This window comes from Gillisia limnaea DSM 15749, from assembly GCF_000243235.1.
Taxonomy (GTDB): Bacteria; Bacteroidota; Bacteroidia; order Flavobacteriales; family Flavobacteriaceae; genus Gillisia; species Gillisia limnaea.
Genome location: NZ_JH594606.1, coordinates 2,852,222 through 2,872,168, shown reverse-complemented (window position 1 = coordinate 2,872,168; position 19,947 = coordinate 2,852,222). Strand labels below are relative to the sequence as shown.

16 protein-coding genes and 1 tRNA gene are annotated in these 19,947 nt (G+C 38.1%); 7 read left to right on the top strand and 10 right to left on the bottom strand.

Annotated elements, in window-relative coordinates:
- Positions 1-34 precede the first annotated feature (34 nt).
- The gene (locus tag GILLI_RS14515; protein ID WP_245545637.1) at positions 35-2,635 is read left to right on the top strand and encodes a carboxypeptidase-like regulatory domain-containing protein; all 2,601 of its coding nucleotides are present in this window, start codon (positions 35-37) and stop codon (positions 2,633-2,635) included.
- A 96-nt stretch (positions 2,636-2,731) separates the two neighbouring features.
- Complete coding sequence (locus tag GILLI_RS14510) at positions 2,732-2,887, top strand: hypothetical protein (RefSeq protein WP_006989869.1); 156 nt, start codon at positions 2,732-2,734, stop codon at positions 2,885-2,887.
- On the opposite strand, the gene GILLI_RS14505 is transcribed toward GILLI_RS14510, so the two are convergent.
- The gene (locus GILLI_RS14505) at positions 2,881-3,396 is read right to left on the bottom strand and encodes an adenine phosphoribosyltransferase (protein WP_006989868.1); all 516 of its coding nucleotides are present in this window, start codon (positions 3,394-3,396) and stop codon (positions 2,881-2,883) included. The genes GILLI_RS14510 and GILLI_RS14505 overlap by 7 nt on opposite strands.
- Before the next feature lie 100 nt (positions 3,397-3,496).
- Positions 3,497-4,147: a flavodoxin family protein gene (locus tag GILLI_RS14500; protein ID WP_006989867.1), complete on the bottom strand. Its 651-nt coding sequence runs from the start codon at positions 4,145-4,147 to the stop codon at positions 3,497-3,499.
- Positions 4,148-4,314: 167 nt separating this feature from the next.
- On the opposite strand from GILLI_RS14500, the gene GILLI_RS14495 reads away from it, so the two are divergent.
- Together GILLI_RS14495 and GILLI_RS14490 are read left to right on the top strand one after the other, a co-directional pair.
- Positions 4,315-6,687: a S9 family peptidase gene (locus GILLI_RS14495; protein WP_006989866.1), complete on the top strand. Its 2,373-nt coding sequence runs from the start codon at positions 4,315-4,317 to the stop codon at positions 6,685-6,687.
- Between the two features lie 118 nt (positions 6,688-6,805).
- The gene (locus GILLI_RS14490) at positions 6,806-7,900 is read left to right on the top strand and encodes an oxidoreductase (RefSeq protein WP_006989865.1); all 1,095 of its coding nucleotides are present in this window, start codon (positions 6,806-6,808) and stop codon (positions 7,898-7,900) included.
- A gap of 25 nt (positions 7,901-7,925) precedes the next feature.
- Here GILLI_RS14490 and GILLI_RS14485 read toward each other — a convergent pair whose 3' ends face one another.
- Positions 7,926-9,323 (bottom strand): alanine/glycine:cation symporter family protein, encoded by a 1,398-nt coding sequence (locus GILLI_RS14485; protein ID WP_006989864.1) that lies wholly within the window; start codon positions 9,321-9,323, stop codon positions 7,926-7,928.
- A gap of 548 nt (positions 9,324-9,871) precedes the next feature.
- Between GILLI_RS14485 and GILLI_RS14475 the strand changes: the two genes are divergently transcribed.
- Positions 9,872-10,597 carry a flotillin family protein gene (locus GILLI_RS14475; protein WP_006989863.1) on the top strand — a complete coding sequence of 242 codons (726 nt, stop codon included), beginning with the start codon at positions 9,872-9,874 and terminating at the stop codon, positions 10,595-10,597.
- Positions 10,598-10,768: 171 nt separating this feature from the next.
- On the opposite strand, the gene GILLI_RS14470 is transcribed toward GILLI_RS14475, so the two are convergent.
- The 6 genes from GILLI_RS14470 to GILLI_RS14440 all read right to left on the bottom strand — a co-directional run bounded on the left by GILLI_RS14470 (position 10,769) and on the right by GILLI_RS14440 (position 17,300).
- Positions 10,769-11,953: an ABC transporter permease gene (locus GILLI_RS14470; RefSeq protein WP_006989862.1), complete on the bottom strand. Its 1,185-nt coding sequence runs from the start codon at positions 11,951-11,953 to the stop codon at positions 10,769-10,771.
- A gap of 5 nt (positions 11,954-11,958) precedes the next feature.
- Positions 11,959-12,921: an HlyD family secretion protein gene (locus GILLI_RS14465; protein ID WP_006989861.1), complete on the bottom strand. Its 963-nt coding sequence runs from the start codon at positions 12,919-12,921 to the stop codon at positions 11,959-11,961.
- A gap of 15 nt (positions 12,922-12,936) precedes the next feature.
- Complete coding sequence (locus GILLI_RS14460) at positions 12,937-14,319, bottom strand: TolC family protein (RefSeq protein ID WP_006989860.1); 1,383 nt, start codon at positions 14,317-14,319, stop codon at positions 12,937-12,939.
- A gap of 91 nt (positions 14,320-14,410) precedes the next feature.
- Positions 14,411-14,977, bottom strand: coding sequence for a Crp/Fnr family transcriptional regulator (locus GILLI_RS14455; protein ID WP_006989859.1), 567 nt, complete (start codon positions 14,975-14,977; stop codon positions 14,411-14,413).
- Between the two features lie 681 nt (positions 14,978-15,658).
- On the bottom strand, positions 15,659-16,621 hold the full coding sequence (locus GILLI_RS14450; RefSeq protein ID WP_006989857.1) for an NAD(P)-dependent alcohol dehydrogenase: 963 nt from the start codon (positions 16,619-16,621) through the stop codon (positions 15,659-15,661).
- Between the two features lie 605 nt (positions 16,622-17,226).
- Positions 17,227-17,300 (bottom strand) — tRNA-Arg (locus GILLI_RS14440).
- Positions 17,301-17,790: 490 nt separating this feature from the next.
- Here GILLI_RS14440 and GILLI_RS14435 point away from each other — a divergent pair.
- Entirely contained in the window at positions 17,791-18,888 is a 1,098-nt protein-coding gene (locus GILLI_RS14435; RefSeq protein WP_006989856.1) for a sensor histidine kinase, read from the top strand.
- Positions 18,872-19,051 carry a hypothetical protein gene (locus GILLI_RS18725; protein ID WP_006989855.1) on the top strand — a complete coding sequence of 60 codons (180 nt, stop codon included), beginning with the start codon at positions 18,872-18,874 and terminating at the stop codon, positions 19,049-19,051. The genes GILLI_RS14435 and GILLI_RS18725 overlap by 17 nt, the downstream gene beginning before the upstream one ends.
- A 23-nt stretch (positions 19,052-19,074) precedes the next feature.
- On the opposite strand, the gene GILLI_RS14425 is transcribed toward GILLI_RS18725, so the two are convergent.
- The gene (locus GILLI_RS14425; RefSeq protein ID WP_006989854.1) at positions 19,075-19,911 is read right to left on the bottom strand and encodes a M57 family metalloprotease; all 837 of its coding nucleotides are present in this window, start codon (positions 19,909-19,911) and stop codon (positions 19,075-19,077) included.
- Positions 19,912-19,947 lie beyond the last annotated feature (36 nt).

Sequence of the window (19,947 nt, the reverse complement as noted above, 5' to 3'; positions counted from 1 at the left end):
TCAATTCTTCTTCCTTTTTTTTCTCTTTATAGTTTTGAGCGGGAAGGCTCAATCTGTAATTTCTGGAAAAGTCCTGGATGAAAATGATCAAAGTCTAAGCGGTGCGACAATTATGATCAGCAAAGATTCCACAAGCTCGATTTTGGCCTATGGAATTTCTGATAGTAGTGGAAACTTCAACATTCAGCTAAAAACTAATTTAGAAACACTTTTTCTAAAAATTTCCTACATAGGCTATAGCACCCGGAAGCAAAAAATTCAGAACAAAGATCAGCAGCTGGAAGTACAACTATCCCCTTCTTCCGAAGAATTAAAAGAGGTCCTTGTGGAAGCCAGGATCATTGAGCAGCGGGGAGATACCCTTAGTTTTTCAGTTTCGGCTTTTAAAGATCAGAAGGATCGGGTAATAGCAGATGTGATCAGGAAAATGCCTGGCATAGAGATACTCCCCGGGGGACGAATTGAATACCAGGGTAAACCAATTCAGAAATATTACATAGAAGGCCTGGACCTGCTGGAAGGTAGATACAGCCTTGCGAATAACAATATTGCGGCAGATGATGTTTCTAAAGTACAAATTCTGGAAAATCACCAACCAATAAAATTGCTGGACAGCCTTGAATTTTCTGACAGAGCTTCTCTCAACATCAAACTTAAAAACAATGTTACTACCAGCGGTACTGCAGAACTGGGTACCGGTTTTTCACCATTGCTTTGGAAGGTAAAAGTCACTCCAATGATCTTCACAAAAAAAAACCAGGCGATTATCACTTACCAGTCCAACAACACCGGGAGTGATGTTTCACGGGAGATTCGGGATTTCTCAATATCAGATTTTGGCCGGCAGGAATTCAGTATAAACAAAAGAGACTGGCTCTCCATTCGCCGGCTTGCGGAGCCGCCATTTTCACAGGAACGCTGGCTGGACAATAATGTCCACCTGGGATCTGTCAATTATTTGATCCGGTTAAAAAAGGATGTGGACTTAAAAACAAACATTTCCTATTTAAACGATGCGCAGCGACAAATTGGGAATACGCAAACCCGTTTTTTCACGCCTACAGGTACTATTGAGCTTGTTGAACAAACAAACAATGATCTTTTCTTCAACACGCTCCAATCTAAATTTATCCTGGAGCGAAATACCAATGATAATTACCTGAAAAATGAACTGGAGATCAACGGACATTGGGATTCTCAAAGAGGGTTTATAGACTCTGGAAATTCAAAAATTCTCCAGCGGCTTTCCAATCCTTTTTTTGTAGTGTGGAATAAATTGAGGATGCTTAAGCCTATTGGAAAACAGTTGGTGACCTTTAGATCCAATACGGGATATACTGAAGCTAACCAAAACCTGAATGTAAATCCGGGCCAGTTTGAAGCATTGTTGAATAATGACGATTCTTTTTCTGAAATAGGGCAGGCGGTAAACTCCTCCACCTTTTTCACAGATAATTCTGCCGGGATGGCAAAAAAAATAAGCGGAGTCACCATATCTCCTGAAGTTGGCTTTTCCCTGCAGAATCAACATTTAAAAAGCAGGCTCGCAATTCAGGAAGGAACCCGGGGGGAATTTCTTAACGGTGACTTTCGCAACAATCTCGATTTTCTTTCCTCACGGATTTACTTTACCAGTAGATTTGTTTATGAAAAGGATACCTGGAACTTCAGACTTAATACTCCGGTTAATTACAGGGCTTTTACAATTGAAGATTTCTTTTTGAACAGGTCTCAGGATCTAAGCCGGTTGACCTTTGAACCAGATTTCTACATAAGGAATAAATTTTCAGCCTTTTGGGAAACCAGTGTTAGTGCCAACTACAGCAATGATTTTGGAGATGTTAGCAGGATGCATTACGGTTTTATCCTTAACAATTACAGGAGCCTGCAGCGGTATAATTCACCCCTTCCGGAAGATTTCAGGCAGCGCTACAATTGGAGTCTTACCTACAGGAACCCGCTCACATCTTTTTTTGTCAGCACCTCATATTCCTATTCCAATACCCGAAGAAATCTTTTATACAGCAATTTAATAGGAGAAAATGGAGCTACTGTTTTAGAGGCTGTTGAGCAGGATAATAATTTACAGGCTCATAACTGGAATGCAAAGGCAAGTAAATATTTTAGTAAGCTGAATACAACTCTAAGTTTGGGGGCAACTTTTTCTCTTTTTAAAGGAGAGCAGCTTTTAAACCAGCGCTTAGCCGATGTAAATAATGAAAATCTGAGTTTCGACCTGAAACTGGAATCTGAAGTTACAGATTGGTTAAGCACTTCCTATTCCGGAAATCTCAGTTTTTTAAAAACAACCATTGAATACAGGGCTATAAACGATATTGAAACGCAGCAGCATAGCCTGGACCTATTCTTTTACCTGGCAGAGAATCAATATTTCAGTATTAATTCTGAATATTACTTCAACAACATTTCTGAAGAAAACCGGAATAATTATTTTTTAAACCTGAATTATCAATACACCTTTTTGAAATCTGGAATAGACCTGGAGGCCAGCTGGAACAATGTGCTGAACACCAATGAGTTTGTGAGGGTTTCCAATAATGAATTTGCCTATATCCAAAGTACTTACCGCTTAAGAACTTCACAGTTGTTGATGAGTATAAAGTTTACTTTTTAGACGTAAAAAATGCCATTTTTCTAGGTAAAGTTTTAATTTCTAACATTATCCGGCTATTTACTTCTTTTCAATACCTTTGGTAGAAACCAGCCAACTATGAAAAAGAATATTTTTAAATTCATTTCGAAAGTCAATAAAAAGGTACTTCCCAGTTACTCAAAACAGCAACTGGATCTTCAGAAAGCTACTAATCTTCAGAAAGCAATTATAGGTTGGAAGCTTTGGGTGACAAAAAAGACTTTAAATCAATAACCTATAAGAGATCTAACGTCATAATCCTTTAATTTCAATTCACCTTTCAAATAAGAAAGTTCGATAAGAAAATTACACTGCACGATCTTTCCTCCCATCTTTTCGATAAGATTGCAGGCAGTTCTGGCAGTTCCCCCGGTAGCCAGCACATCATCGTGCAATAAGACAGATTCGCCCTTTTTAATAGCATCCTGATGAATTTCAAGAATATCCTTTCCATATTCCAAATCATAAACTTCAGCATAGGTTTTATAAGGAAGTTTCCCCGATTTCCTAACAGGAACAAATCCTGCGTTGAGTTTTTCGGCTAAAATAGCTCCCAAAAGAAATCCGCGGGATTCCACCCCAACTACTTTATCAATTTTGATATCGCCTATTAAATCCATCAACCTGGCAACGGTTTCCCGCAGTGCTGCCGGATCCTGAAGCAGTGGAGTGATGTCCTTATAATTGATTCCAGGTTTTGGAAAATCAGGGATATCACGTATAAAACTGTCAATCTTTTTCATTGCTGGGGACATTTAAAAATAGGTTTGAATGTTTTTAAAAATTTAATCCTATTAATTTTAAGGAGTTGTAAGATAAAAAAGTTCCGGCAGGAAATTTAAATTATTTACTCATTTTTCCGGCTCTTTCTTTCAGCGCTTTTACATTTGTAGGATATGGATTTTCTTTTAAAACTTTAGCAACGTGAACCAGGTTATGAACCATTAAGAGCATCATATTATTGGTAAATTCATGTTTGTCTCCCCCTGCTTTAATATAACTTGGTCCTGGCCCGGCTTTCCCCACATAATAAGTCATGGCATTTACCGGCACTGTAAATCCATGTTCAGAAAGGTCAAAACATATACTGGAAATAGCTTTTTTTGCACCATCCTCATTACCGTCTACCATCACTCCACCTACTTTGTTATAGGTAAGTAATTGACCGTTTTCTGTTGTATCTTCACTCATTACTCCATCAAATCTTTCAGCGACCATTTTTGCAACAGATCCCCGGTCACCACGCCAGATGGGGGTAGCATAAATAAGGATATCACATTGCTTAACTTTTTCCAGGATCAGTGGCCATTCATCCCCATTTTCTTCATTTGAAGTTACACCAAATTTAACATCATAATCCACCACGCGAACAGATTCTGTTGCTACATCCAACTCTTTAAAAAATTTTTCGGCATGTTTTATAAATGCTTCGGTATTGGAGGTTTCAGGAGATTTTTTCAGGGTACAGTTTAGAAATAGCGCTTTGAGTTTCATGAAATTTATTTTTAATATTTGTGTATCACAACTTACATAAAAACACAAAAAATAGCAGTTAAGACATAGTTAAGATATTTGCTATTAGCTTTATATTCTCCAATTTATTCTTAAAAAGTTTAAAAAAATTTATCTTGCGGAAAATTAAATCATTTCAGCCATACATTATGAACACATCCTTCAAAAGATCTTCTCTCCTCATCCTACTGCTTCTTAGTTTCCATTTCTCATTCTGCCAGCAAAGTGCCCTTTCAGTAGAAAAAATAATGCAGGATCCGGCGTGGATGGGCACATTTCCCTCCAACATTAATTGGAGCGAAGACAGTAAAACGATCTATTTCAATTATAACCTTCAGAAAGATCCTTCAGATTCACTTTATAAAATAAACCTTTCCAATCTGGACAAGATTCAAAAAGTTTCCTTTTCTGAAGAGAAAAATATGCCAGGCAGAGGCGATTTTAATACCGCCAAATCTCAAAAGGTGTATATCCAGGATGATGCGTTGATGTTGTATAATTTAAAAGGCAATACGAGCAGGCAATTATTGAAATTAGGAGATCGCATTCAGGATCCTCAATTTCTAAACGATGAAAACCTGATCTCTTTTATTATGAAGGATAATATATTTCTTTATAATCTTTCCAGCGGAAGTATCCTGAAATTAACCAATATCGAATCTGGAGAAAAAAGGGACACGGAGAAAAAACCTTCGGTAAAAGATGATTGGCTTGAAAAGGAAAATTTAGGATTGCTGGAAATTGTTCGGGAACGAAAAGATAAAAAGGAGGCCAGCGATTCCTACAAAAAAACAACTCAGGGCGAAGAATTTGTGTTTTATGCCGGAAAAAGATCCATTTCAAATTTGCAGCTTTCCCCGGATGCGAATTATGCAACTTTCAGCCTTATTACACGAGAAGACGAGAAAAGAAGCAGTGTTCCAGATTATACAGATGCTTCCGGGTACACCGTAAATCTTCCTGCGCGAACAAAGGTTGGAGATGAACCCGTAAAGGTAGAATTGGCCATTTATCACCTGGAAAAGGATACGGTATATATGGCAAATACCGAAAATTTACCCGGAATTAAAGACTTTCCAGATTATACAAAGGAATATCCTGAGCGAACCTGGGAAGAAAAAATAAGAGAAGTAATTCCTTCCGGACCTTATTTTAGTGATAATGGAAAACGGGCGATTGTAAATGTGCGTTCTCAGGACAATAAAGATCGCTGGATCACTTCGCTGGACCTTGAAACCGGAGCATTAAAAAGCCTGAATCGCCAGCGGGATGAAGCCTGGATTGCAGGTCCCGGAATAGGATGGTCTTCCGGTGGAGGAACTCTTGGTTGGTTGCCTGATAATAACCATATTTATTTCCAGTCTGAAGAAAGCGGATATTCACATCTTTATTTACTGGATGTTAATTCCGGAAGTAAAAAAGCGCTCACCAAAGGAGAATACGAAGTTTTTGATCCGTTTTTATCCAAAGACAAAAAGCATTGGTTTTTAACCACCTCGGAAGTTCATCCCGGGGAACGACATTTTTACAAAATGCCGGTGATGGGTGGAAAAATGGAAAAACTCACTCAAATGACCGGGAATAATGACGTGCAACTCTCTCCCGATGAAAAACAACTGGCTATTCTTTATTCTTATAGCAACAAGCCCTGGGAACTGTATTTAAAGAAAACCGCTGCAAATTCAGAAGCAAAACAATTGACTTCAGGCCAGTCTGAAATTTTTAAATCCTATAACTGGCGGGAGCCGGAACTGGTAAAATTTGAAGCAGAAGATGGAGCGATGGTTCCTGCAAGGATCTATAAGCCTTCTGAAAGAGCAAATAACGGCGCTGCAGTGATATTTGTACACGGAGCGGGCTATTTACAAAATGCACATACATGGTGGTCGAGTTATTTCCGGGAATATATGTTCCATAATTTATTAACAGATCTTGGTTATACCGTGCTGGATATTGACTACCGTGGAAGTGCCGGTTATGGACGCGATTGGAGAACTGCAATTTATCGCCATATGGGTGGAAAAGACCTTTCAGACCAGGTGGACGGCGCAGAATATCTGGTTGCTGAACACGGAGTAGATGCTGAAAATATTGGGATTTATGGTGGGAGTTATGGTGGATTTATCACTTTAATGGGCCTTTTTAACGAAGCCGAAACCTTCAAATCTGGTGCAGCACTGCGGTCGGTTACAGATTGGGCGCATTACAATCATGGCTATACCTCCAATATCCTTAATACGCCATCTGAGGATCCTATCGCTTATAAGCAGTCCTCCCCTATTTATTTTGCAGAAGGACTTGAAGGAAATTTATTGATAGCCCACGGAATGCTGGATGTAAATGTGCATTTCCAGGATGTTGTGAGGCTGGCTCAACGCCTTATAGAACTGGAGAAAGATAACTGGGAGATGGCTGTGTATCCTGTTGAAGATCACGGCTTCGTAGAACCCAGCAGCTGGACAGATGAATATAAGAGAATCCTGAAATTATTTAACGAAACTTTGCTGAAACAGCAAAATTAAGAATTTCGATGAAATCACGCCCGAGCAGTAAGGGCGGGCATCACGTAGTTAAACCCACTGGTGGAATGAAATACATAGTCCTGAAAACAGTGTGCTTTAATTATTGAAAAATGAACTTATGAAGCAAATTCAGGTGGCGATGGCAGGTTTTGGAAAAGGTGGCAGTATATACAATGCTCCCATTATTTCAAGCATTGCCGGATTAGAAATCACAAAGATACTAACCACAAGTGCTGAAAATATAAAATCTGCAAAACAGGATTTCCCGGAAGCCGAAGTGGTTTCAGAGTATGATACGATCTTACAGGATCGGGAAATTGACCTGGTGATTATTACAACCCCAAATCATTTTCATAAAGAATTTGTTGAAAAAGCTTTAAATGCAGGGAAAAATGTAGTGGTTGAAAAGCCTTTTACACCCTCGATCCAGGAAGCGAATGAATTAACAGAGCTCGCAAACTCAAAAAATAAAATCCTTAGCATTCATCATAACAGGCGATTCGACAGTGATTTTCAAACTATCCAAAAACTTCTGCAAGAACAAAAATTAGGAGAAGTTGTCCTATATGAAGCACATTTTGATAGGTTTAGGACCGAGGTGAAAAATAGTTGGAAGGAAGAAAAGGAAAATGCCGGCAGCGGCATTTTATATGATCTTGGCAGCCATTTGATCGATCAGGCTTTGGTGTTATTTGGACTTCCCTCAGAGGTTTTTGCCGATATTCGCATTCAGCGTGAAAATGCAAAAGTTCCCGATTATTTTGAGCTTTTACTCTTGTATCCCAATCTTAAAGTTAGTCTGAATGCAGGAATGCTGGTAAAAGAAAAGGGTCCTACATTCAGTATTCATGGAACAAAAGGAAGTTATATTAAATATGGAGATGACCCTCAGGAAGAACAGCTAAAAAATGGACAGAAACCAAATGAACTATCCGATTGGGGAATAGAATCCAAAAATATATGGGGCACTTTAAATACCATAGACGAAACCAGGACACTAGAAAGTGAACGCGGAGATTACAGGATTTTTTACCAAAACATTTATAATGCCATCACGGGTAATGAGGCGTTGCTGGTAAAACCGGAACAGGCACGGGATGTTATAAAAGTTATAGAACTGGCCATACAAAGCAATGCCGAAAAAAGACGGGTGGAATATTCCTCACCCGGAACTGCTGAAAAAGCAGTTCCTACCTCTCCAAAGGAAAGGTGAAAAGGTTCAATTAGATTTTACCAACTTAGCGCATTACTTTTTCTTCTCTGTTCCTGGTTTTCATCCTGGAGAAATAGGCGTTGGCTTCCTTCAGAACTTTTGGTGCCAGGATCAATGTGGACAGCATAGTTGGAATAGCCATAAGGGCAAAGAATCCATCTATAAGGTTTATCATCATACTAAGCGAAGTAGTTGCGCCTACTAGTATACTTACCACATAAAAATAATTATAATAATGTTTTTTATCAGCTCCAATTAAAAATGAAAGACATTTTGTTCCATAATAAGAATATGAAAACAGGGAAGAAATACTGAAGATTGCAATACACAACATCAATAAATAGTTTCCAAAAACAGGGATAGACTGGTCAAATGCCTCGGCGGTTAGGCTCACTCCATTCACATTGGTAGTTTGCCATACTCCGGTTACCAGGATAGCGAGTGCAGTCAAGGTACACACTACCAAAGTATCAATAGCAGGCCCAAGCATTGCTACAAGACCTTCCCGTATTGGTTCATTTGTCTTTGCCGCTCCATGTGCCATTGGCGCTGTACCTATTCCCGCTTCATTGGAGAACGCTCCCCTGCGAATCCCAAGAATGATAAGTCCGCCCAGGACTCCACCCAGGAATGAATCTCCTTTAAAATAGGTAGCCGAAAAAGCATCGGTAAAGATGAGTTTAAAGTAATACGGAACCTGGTCAATATTTACATAAAGAATGATCAAAACCGAAACGAAATAAAGCAAAACCATGGTAGGCACAAGTTTTGAAACTGTTTTACTTATACGGTCAAGTCCGCCAAAAATCACTACAGAAGTGATCCCAACAAGGATAAGCCCTATGATTAGATTTGTACTAAAACCGGTTTCCACTCCGTTTGGAGCAAGCAAAATAAAATTCACCGCCTGGGTTAATTGATTAACATTAAATACCGGCAGCGCTCCCACCAGTCCGGCAACACTAAAAAATATCGCCAGGGATTTCCATTTTTTCCCAAGACCTTCCATAATAACATACATGGGTCCGCCCTGAATTTCTCCTGCGCTGTCCTTACCCCTATACATTACCGCAAGGCTACAGGTAAAGAATTTTGTAGCCATCCCTATGATCGCACTTATCCACATCCAAAAGATCGCACCGGGACCGCCAATAGCTATTGCCACTGCAACACCCGCAATATTCCCCATACCAACGGTAGCAGCCAGTGCTGTAGCTAATGCCTGGAAATGACTTATCTCCCCGGGATCATTCGGATTGTCATATTTCCCCCTCAAAACCTGAACCGCGTGTACTAAATATCTAAAAGGAAGAAATTTTGATCGTACAAGCAGGTAGAATCCTCCGCCTATTAGTAAAATTAAAAGTGGCAGCCCCCAGATAAAAGATGCAAACCTTGCAATTAAATCGTCAAGAAAATTCATAGGTTAAATATAGATTGGAAGATTTTGCTCAAATATATAATTTCTGATCAATAAATCCCATTAGTTATAAACCCGAATTCTTTCAGATGGTTTTCCGTACTATTCCATTTCGCACTCATGGGCTATTTACTTCCCTAAAAATCCTCCTGATGATCAATTTGATTTTTCTTTTTCTTTTATTTCTGGCCTTTATTGGTTTGTTAATGCTAACCAGAAGCAACCGGAAACAGGAAAAATTTGGATCGAGAACCTTGGGTAAGCTCTGCATCGGAACTGGGAACCTGCCCGAAGGTCAGGCGGCCTGCCCGAATCATTCAGGCGGGTTAAACCCTCAATGAGGGATTAAATATTAAATGGAAACCCTAAGCCGGGAGAAAAAAAAGATTGAGGTTTTATTCTTAGATCATTTGCAAACTCAGACACTCTGGAGGTTTCCGAAGAGCCTGCAATCCAGTGAATTTTTTAAACGGCACATAACTTGTATAGTAGATCTTATGGAAGCCTGTTGAAGGCTTCTTTTAGTAACAAATAACTTAAAAATCGAAGTCATGAAAATATTAAAAGGAGTTTTAACCGGTATTGCAATAGCGGCCCTTACCATTGGCAATCCGATATTTGCCCAGAAAAATGCTTCTAATTCGCAACTAAAGGAGCAAAAGAAAACCGCATTAACAAAAGCAAAAGAGTACAGGGAAATGGCGAGAGCCGAAGCCCAATGGCACCGTCAAAGAGAAAAAGAAGCTGCCGCCCGGGAACGGGAATATATGAAAGCCGTTAATTCCGGCGACAGGGATCTGGCAAAAGCTGAAAATGAGCTTTATCGCGAAAGAGCAAAAGCCGAAGCCAAATGGCATAGGGAAAGAGCTAAAGAAGCTGCAGAACGTGAAAGAAAGATAAGAAAGGATGAGGCAAAATGGAATAGTGAAAGATCTAAAGCCGAAGCTGAATATTACAGGGAACGGTCAAAAACCGAAGCTGAATGGTACCGTTCAAAGAATAAAGAAATTGCCCAATATGAACGTGACCTCCTAAAAAAGAACAGGAAAATGACAAAGGCAGAGGAAAAGCTTCACAAAGAAAGAGCTAAAGCCGAGTCTGAATGGTACACTCAAAGGGAGCGTGATATAAATCAACGCCCCGGGAAATTCCATAAAAATGCAAAAGGCATGGAAATGAAGAGATTGAAGGCCAATAAAAACGCCTTTAAAGAGAATCCAGGTCAAAACAAAAAAAACAATAAAAACAATAAAAAAGGGAAATCTGTTAGGAATTAAAAAGACGGATTGAGAAACAAATGGAGATGGCAGTTGGCATAACGCAATGGATGAATGGCAGGACTTTACCGAATCCATGAAAAGCCAGGTCTGGGAAACTGATATTAAAAAATAAAGTCCCAGTGTAAAAAGAGCTGAAGTTTTAAAACTTCAGCTCTTTTTACATTTGATCTACCTTTGTGTCTCGCCCAAAAGCCTTTTTTGTTTTCTCTCAAACAAGAATATTTTGAACTGAAGAATTCCCACCATAGCCATAAATGCAACAAATGTTGTGAGTAATAAAATATAGATTTCAGGTTTAATGGATGACAGATCGCCCCCATAAAAGGCAACTTTTCTAAATCCGCTCAAGAATTGGGTAAGCGGAATGTATTGCGCTATATTGTTTATAGCATCAGGTATTGCCAGCGTTGGCCAGGTAAAACCACTAAGTACAAAAGCCGGGGTAGAAATCACCATTAAGATTTCCGTAGCTTTTAACTGGCTTGGAATAGCAATAGAAAACAACATGCCAATACACATGGAAGCCAAAGTTAATAAAGCAGCCAAAACCAGCATAGGTACATTGTAAATGGCTGCATCAATATTAAAAAATGGCATAAAAAGACTTACAATAATCCACATAATAGGGATCATAAGTAAAAATGGGGTGGATTTAAGTACTATATGATAAAAAGACCATTTGCTTTCTTTTACCAGTTTACCAAAAAATCCATCTTCAAAATCTCTGGCAAAAACCAATGCCATTGCCAAAAATATAACCTGTTGCATAATGGCAGCAAGTAATCCCGGGAGCATAAAAGTCACATAGTTTCCGGCAGAATTAAATAGTTTATTAAAATTAATCTTAAAGCTTTCATACTCAGCTAAGGCCTGATTGGGGTGTAAGCCCTGTTTTTTAAGCCCTTCTATTTCTATTCCGGCATTTAGAGTCATCAGGACCGATTGTATGTTTTTACTGGCTGTATTGGCATTCAATATATTCGCCATGTTTAAATCAACCCTTATTTCAGGATGTCTTTTTTGCAGGATGTCCGCTTCAAAATTTGTAGGCAAAGTAACCACTGCCGCATATTGTTCCAGAGGCATTTCTTCAGCAATATTGCCAGGTGTAAAACGCAGATCTTTTACTAATAATGCTTCATTATCCTCAAAGGCATCTATAATTCTATCTGTTGTAGGACTGTGGTCCTGATCTATAATAACGATAGGTAAATCTACCACCTTTGCTTGCTGATATACATAGCCGAATAAAAAACCATAGAGAATTGGAGCTCCAAAAAAGATAGCAAGCAGTACATTATTTGAAAAAATACGCTTAAACTCTATTCGAAGTAATCTTAAAAAATCTTTCATACCCTTTACTGTTTAATTAGGATGGTAGCATTTGCATAAAATGTTTGCTTTGCGTTATCAGAAGTTGGAACTACCTTCAATTCATAAATAGATTCAGAAAGTTCGTATAAAGGCGCTGTGTTAGTAATGTCGGCATACTGCGCCAGTTGCTTTATTGCTACGATCTTCGAATTGAATTCTTCTTTAGTATATGGATTGATAAGCCTTAGTGATTTACCCACTTCAAAATCGTACACTTTTGATTCAGGGACTGTGAATCGGAAATAAACACTGCTCTTTTCATATCCGTTAAACAGCGTAAAACCAGGTGTAAGCAATTCCCCTTCTTTCAGGCTAATTGTTTCAATTGACATATCTGTGGGTGCAATTAAATATTTTTCATTAGAAGCCGAAATAACTTCTTCTCTGGCTCCAATTGCACGATCCAATTGCCCTTTAGCTTGATTTATTTGCTCTATCCTGGCGCCTCTTTTTACCTCATCCCGCTTAGCTTCCAGGGCGTCTACTTGTGCTTTTGCCATATCCAGCTTCATTTTCACTTCATCAAATTGTTGTTGGCTTACCAAAGAGTCCTTATACATGGCTTGCAATCTTTTGTAGGATTCCTTAGCGAATTCAAATTGAGCCCTTCCGGAATTAAGTTGGCCGTTAATTTGATTTAATTGCTCCTCGGTAGCACCGTTAAAAGCCATGTCCAATTGACCTTTGGCAACCCTGATCGCCCCATCTGCCTGTGTCATTTTTGCATTAACTTCCGGAATATCAACGAAGGCGAGAGTGTCCCCTTTTTTCACTTCCTGGCCCTCTTCTACATAAATTTCACTTAATCTTCCTGCCAGTTTGCTGCTTATGGAGATTGTTTCAAATTTAACTTTGCCTCTGTTTGGGGTAATTGACTCGTGGTTTCCACAAGAATTTAAAGCTAAAATTGTGAGGCCGCCAATAAATATATTTTTGAATGTGCTCATTTTCCTTATTTTGTTTTAGTTGTAAAAGTTGGTGAGTATGCCTTTTGCGCGAAGAAGTTCTGCTACAGCTCTTCGTTGATCGAAAAAGGACTCTTGTAATTTAAAATTGGCCTTTTCCAAATCGTTTAAAGCATCAAGCACCTCATTTATGGAAGCCAGATTATTTTTGTATTGTTTATCGATCATATCATACGTGGCACTGGCCAGATCGATTTCTTTATCTACTATTTTGGTGTTTTGAAGGGAGGATTCATAGGTGAGTTGGGCCTTGATGATGCATAATGCTATCATTTCTTCAGCTTCTTCTATCTGTTCTCTATATTTTTGGCTTTCAATTATGGATTTTTTACTTTTTAACCGAGACTGAAGACCATCAAACACATTCCATTTAATGCCAATCCCTACAAACCATTTTGGGTCTAACAATGACAGGTCATCTTCTATAAATTCATAATGTCCCTTTAAAGCAAGCTTGGGTATAAAATTGCTTTTTTCCATTTTAGATTTATAAAGTGTCGCTTTTTCCGCCTCCTCCAAAGCTTTAATTTCATCGCGTTTTTCAGTGTCCGATAAGGATTCAATTGAAAAAGACTGCAATTGTGGATTGAGTAAGGCTAAATTCTCCCTGTTTTCACCAGTAAGTTGGTGGAGCACCTCTATCAATAAGGTTTTATTATGATTAAATTCTAATTGTTTAGAAGCTAATTGTTGCTGTGCCAATTCAATTTTTTTGCGGCCAATAGGAGTTGCCAAACCGTTTTCAATGGCTTTTTTCACGTAGTATTCTTGCTCGTTCAAGTATTTTTCTGAGGTATGCAGAACGCGTTTAGAAGCAGATACCAGAGCCAGTTTATCATAAGTCTCTATGATTTTTAAAGCAATTTTATCCTTTTCGGTATTCCCTAAGTAATTCAACGAAGCTTCTTTATGTTGACTGGCCTTGATGGCATTGGTGGCTTCAAATCCGCTAAAGAGCACCCAGTCCACATCTACAGATGATTTTAAGATATTCTTGTTTTGTAGATTAGGAACCTCTGTTAATTGTATATTTCCCGGAAACGGATCATTAAATGGAATGCCAACGGCTTCCTTAATGAGAAGTTTTTGTGTTGCAACCAATAGATTTTGAGTGTCAACGTCAAACGTGATATCGTCATCCAGGCGCACGTAACTGCCATTGAAAGTTATTTTGGGCAGGAAAACCGCTTTGGCCAATCTTTGATCGACTTTTGCCTGTTCAGTATCAAAATGATGAATATTGATACTATGACTTTTATCCATACCTTTACTTATAAGTTCCTTTAGAATAGGATCCAGCTGTTGCGCCATTGACACAGATGGATTGAACCATGCAAAGGCAATGAAAAGAATACTTAGTCTTGATATATTTATGTGCATTGCAAGTGAATTTATAATTGCGTTGCAAAGGTCATGTTTATCTAATGATCTCCATTTGACCTATATCAAAAAGTAAAGCTTTAGATATTTATTATGAATCATTTCTTCTGATGCGACTAAGGGTCTCCTGTGTCATTCCAAGGTAAGAAGCTATATGGCTTAAGGGTACACGATGTGAAATATCCGGGAATTCAGAGATCATATAATCATATCGTTCTCTGGCAGTCTGAAATTGGATAGCATTCAGTTTAAGGATAACGTTTGAAAGTATATCTATAGCTAACAATCGAATAAATTTTTCCATTTTGTGGTATTTAGCCAATAAGAAATCCATATTTTCATTGGATATACTATATACAATTGAATCTTCTAAAATCTCCAAATAGTAAAAGCTAGGGGTTTGCTTAAAGAAGCTGTCTGCGCTGGACATAAATTCACCAGCTCCAAAAAACCATTGAGTTACTTCCTTTCCATCTTTTTTAAGGTAATAACTTCTCCCCATACCAAGATCTACAAAATATAATTTATTGCAAACCCGACCTTCTCTTATTAACACCTGATTTTTTTTTACGTATTCTTTTTCAAAATGAGAGAGAATGTCATTTAGCTCTTCTTGAGAGAATGGAACTGAGGTTAGGAGGAAATCGGCAAGCTTCATAAAATATTAATTTGTAAAATAATTATTTGTTTGTGTCTGGCAGACAAAGGGACCTTCACCCAAAGCTTCTCATTTTTCAAGAAAGCTGAAGTACCCGCCTGCATACAAATACAGGGGCTACAACCATTAAATTTACTACTGTTTTGGCTATTATTTTTATAAATAGTTGTAGCGGATACTATTTTAAAAAATCAGGATGGGCATACTTTGGATTTGGGTATTTTTAAAATCCTTCCCCACTGCTTATACCCATTTTCCCTTTATCGATAAAATCTGATTTAATAATGGCAGCACGTTTAAGCCTGCTTTGATCTCCCCGTTTTTTGCCCCAAAGCATTCTTACTAATTTCTAAATTTTCTTTTGAAGCTAAATCGTATATAAATTTATCTTTTATAATATCCGTTGCTCCTATTGGTCCAATTAACCATTTATGTTCCTAAAGATTAATTTTTCTTCCAGTTAGTTTTACCCAATTTTGTGTTAGTTGATCTTGAAATTTATTCATAGTGTCTTTCTAAAATATGGTAGCTAACGTTTTGCAGCTATCCGAAGGGCGGGGCTTTTACCACAAAATTTGATTTGAAAAACTAAACTTCCATTAACCACAAAACTGTCTGTGGAACACAAAACCCCGCCTTTTGGGTAGGTGCTGTTAGTGGCTAATGTTTCTTTTCCATTCATCAGGTTAAAGTTATTAATACATTACCTGTTTTTTGACCTGTTTCCACATACTTGTAAGCCTCGACAATTTGCTCTAATGTGTATCGTCTGTCAATTACAGGTTTATACTTGCCTGTTTCCACTAATTCCTTTAAGAAAATAACATCTTCTTTCGTAATTGTTGGGATTGGGAATAATACTTTTTTACCACCCAATAGCGGAGTTGTAAGTGCCAAAAATATATTCTCAGAATTTTTCCCCAACTCTGTCGACATATATATTCCCCTTTTGTTGAGTATTGGTTTACATTGTCTAAATGAGCTTTTTCCAACAGCATCAAATATTATGTCGTACGTCTGGTTTGTTTTTGTAAAGTCTTGTTTAGTGTAATCAACTACTGCGTCAGCACCCAATGATTTTATAAGTTCTACATTTTTTGTATCACATACACCTGTAACCTCTGCACCAAAGTATTTTGCCAGTTGTACTGCTGCTGAACCAATCGCACCCGTTGCTCCATTAATCAGAATTTTTTGTCCACTCTTTATTTTTGCAGCTCTTAGGTCGCACAACGCATAGTGTCCACCTTCGGTTATGGGTGCAGCTTCTTCGTAAGTTAAATTTGTTGGTATGGTTGTTATAGCTTCATTCTCTGCCATAATCATATACTCGGCATGTGCACCAAACTTTATGTCGTTATACCCAAACACTTTGTCTCCAACCTTGAATGATGTTACATTTTTGCCAATGACTTCTATTTCTCCGGCAAACTCGTTTCCAAGCGTTTTGTTTTTGGGTCTCAAAAGCCCACTAAAAAATCTAACGATAAAATATTCAGCACTTCTAAATCCGCAGTCGGTGCGGTTTACTGTTGTCGCAAAAATTTTTATTAGCACCTCTTTCTCTTTTGGTGTAGGTTTCTTAACCTCCATTAATTTAACAACTTCTGGTGGTCCGTATTCTGTATATATAATTGCTCGCATTGTATCTTTTTAATCTTGAAGTTTGATGTCTGTCGGTTTTTTACACTTGCCACTAACTCGTTATATCCTACTTTTTTCACCTCATACAAAGTGCTCTTCCCGGGATATGAGAAGTTTTATAACATTCCTTGTAAATCTATTAAAAATTTGTTAAAGCCTCTTATGAGAATCCATAAAGACGAAATATATTAATCACAGAATGGGAAGCTCAAACATTTTAGAGAAAGATGGGGTTTCCCTCGTTTTGTAAGAAGGTAAATAACAAAAAGGTTATTCTGTAAAACCTTAAGCAAAGGAGAATGCCGTAATCTTTCAAAATACCCTTTCAGGAAAAACAGAAAATGGATTGACTTCGTCTTTCCAGAAAAAGCTCCAGACTGAGAATAAAAATGCCATCAAACCTCAATTGAAATACCCTTTCAAGAAAAATAGTAACTGGATTGACTCCGTCTTTCCGGACAAAGCTCCATTTTGAGAATTGAAATCCCATCAAACCTCTCGGTTTGATGATTTTTTTAATTATAAAATACCCTTTCAAGCAAGCTTGAGGGTATTTTATAATTAAAAAAATCCGCAGCTTTCGCTGCGGATTTTCTATTCGTTTGTGACCTCGGCTGGATTCAAACCAGCAACCTCTTGAGCCGTAATCAAGTGCGCTATTCAATTGCGCCACGAGGCCTTTTTGCGGGTGCAAATATAGGTTTATTTTTAAAAATACAGAAACATCTTTTCGATTTTTTAATTGAAACGGTACAAATTGAGAAATTAATAAATCCCAGTGATTAGTCTATAGAGCATTTTGCAAGAACATTTATTCGATCAATGACTCTTTAGGTTATTATTTTGAACCGGGAGTTTTAGCTTTTGTGATCTAATAAAGGCCTTTTGAAGTAACATACCGCAGTGGTAAAACTAAAATAAAATTAGGGTATGGTACTGGCTTTTGTACCTGGGAAAATCATTGTCATGAAAATTCGTCCCTGCTGTTGAGCGGTTTTATTATAAGCCATTTATGTCTCCTAGAAAATAAAGAGCTATTTGATATCAAATCCAATTTTCTTATAAAAGGGAAAAGATGTTTCTAAAACCCACCGTTTCAGGCAAGCAAGGCCTGGACACAGTCAATTTTATTGTGTACCTTGCACCGTTAATTCAATTTTAAATCTTTTATGTCCGAAATAAAAAAAGAGCCTTCCAAAAACTTATATGTCAAAAATGAGGAATTGGAAAATTATTTCGCCAATACTATTATACCCCAGCTCTATGTAGATGGGCAGATGATACTTAGGAAATTCACCCCTCCGGCAATGGTTCATTTTTCCCTGACCAAAGCCGATATCGACCGGGATATTAATGAAGTAAAGGACAATATTCGCTATCCTACACTTATTGAAAACATCGAAGAAGTAATAGCTACCAGCGAAATTCTTGAAAAAGAGGTACAAACCACTGATGGAAAATGGTTTCAAATGAATATTCTTCCTTATAAAGTTTTCAAAGAAAACCGGACCAACGGGGTGATCATCACTTTTGTGGATATCACCAACCGCATAACAACCCTTAAGGAACTGGAAAAACTTAATGCCCAGCACGACACTTTAATGTATGCCTTATCCCACGATATAAGACAACCCCTTACATCTATTGTGCTCCTTGCCGATGTCTTAATGCAAGCTTACAAGAACCAGAATACCGAACAATTCACCAAATGGATAGGCACGCTTAAAACCACCTCGAATACTATGAAATCTCTGGTCAAGGATTTTACCGAAGAAAATGAAATAAAACCTGAAGCAACAGGAAAAGAGGAAAGGGTCAATATTCAAAATATTGCGCAGGATGTGATCCTTGCTTTAAAATCGGACATCTTCAATAAAGGGATCAATATCACTACCAATTTCCAAACCTCTGAAATTATATTTTCCAGAAACAATTTAAGAAGTATTGTTTATAATCTTTTAAGCAACGCCATAAAATACAAAAGTCCTGAAAGCCCCCTGGAAATAATCATATCCACAAAAAGAATAAATGATTATGTACTGCTCAAGGTAAAAGACAACGGGTTGGGAATTGCGGAAGAGCACCAGAAAAATATCTTTAAAAAGGCTACCAGGATAAATAGCAACATTGAGGGTACGGGAATGGGATTATATATCATAAAAAGGATGATAGAAAATAACGACGGAAAAGTTGAAGTAAAAAGCCAGTTGGGGGAAGGGTCCACTTTTTCGGTATTCTTTAAAAGCGGATATGAAGGGGAAGAATAAGCGTCCTCAACTTTTCTTTTCTCTGGGAAGCAATAGAAATAAGGCACAAACCTACACCAGTTTTTATCATTATGGGGTTTTTATTTATGGTAGAGGAAATCTTATATTGAAAGACGAAATTTTACCCACAAAAAAAGGCTGTCTTATAGGACAACCTTTTTGAGGTTTGAGACACTGCCTGATTTTTTAATACAGGTAATCTAATGCCACCCGGTCATAGTACCCAAATTCCCCATCTTCTGAAGATCCAAAACAGGCAAGCATAATGGAATTAGGATCAAATCCTGTTGGAGTTCCCGGGATATGAACCGCACCATCTGCTCCTGCGCTTTCTCCGCTTTGTCCACAGCTTTGACGACTAAACCAGTCGGTATGACGCAATCCTACAGCATGTCCCAGTTCGTGGGTCATCACGTGCTCGTTGGTATTGGTGTCATACTGTTCCATGCCCGAGTAGATCTGTACATATTTGTATGGATTGCCTCCGCTTGGGAATCCTGCAACCCCACCGGCCTGTCCATTGGGATTTTGATAAACCACAATATCATAGGCATTGTAGTTGGTTCCAAAAGTAAGGGTGAAATTGATCCTAAGGTTAAGGGCATTGTAATTATCTATAGACCATTGCAGGGCAGTGCGTTGCTTAGCGGTTAACCCCTGGCCTCCACTACCTGTGAATCCTATCACATTAACAGTTTTTGGAGTAGCTACAAGGTTGGAAGTTCTGTACTGTTTACTGCTGACATCCTTTGGACTCATTTGGTCCATTTGTTCTGCGGTCATCGCAATATCGCCTTCAATGAGATATGATTTTTCAAAGGTGCCATCTGGCATTAGAAGTTTACTCAGTTCGGCTCCCTCGGGATTGAAATGAAGAGATGCAATTTTTTCCATAACATCCTGGGAAACCTCCCCCTGAGCAACAACCTTTAATTCTTCATTTTGATCCAGCTCATCCTTTTCACAGGAGACAAAAAAAATCCCTGCACAGGCAAGGATCAATGGTAATTTTTTAAATTTCATAGATTTAGTTTAAAGCTAATTAGTCAATATTGAGCA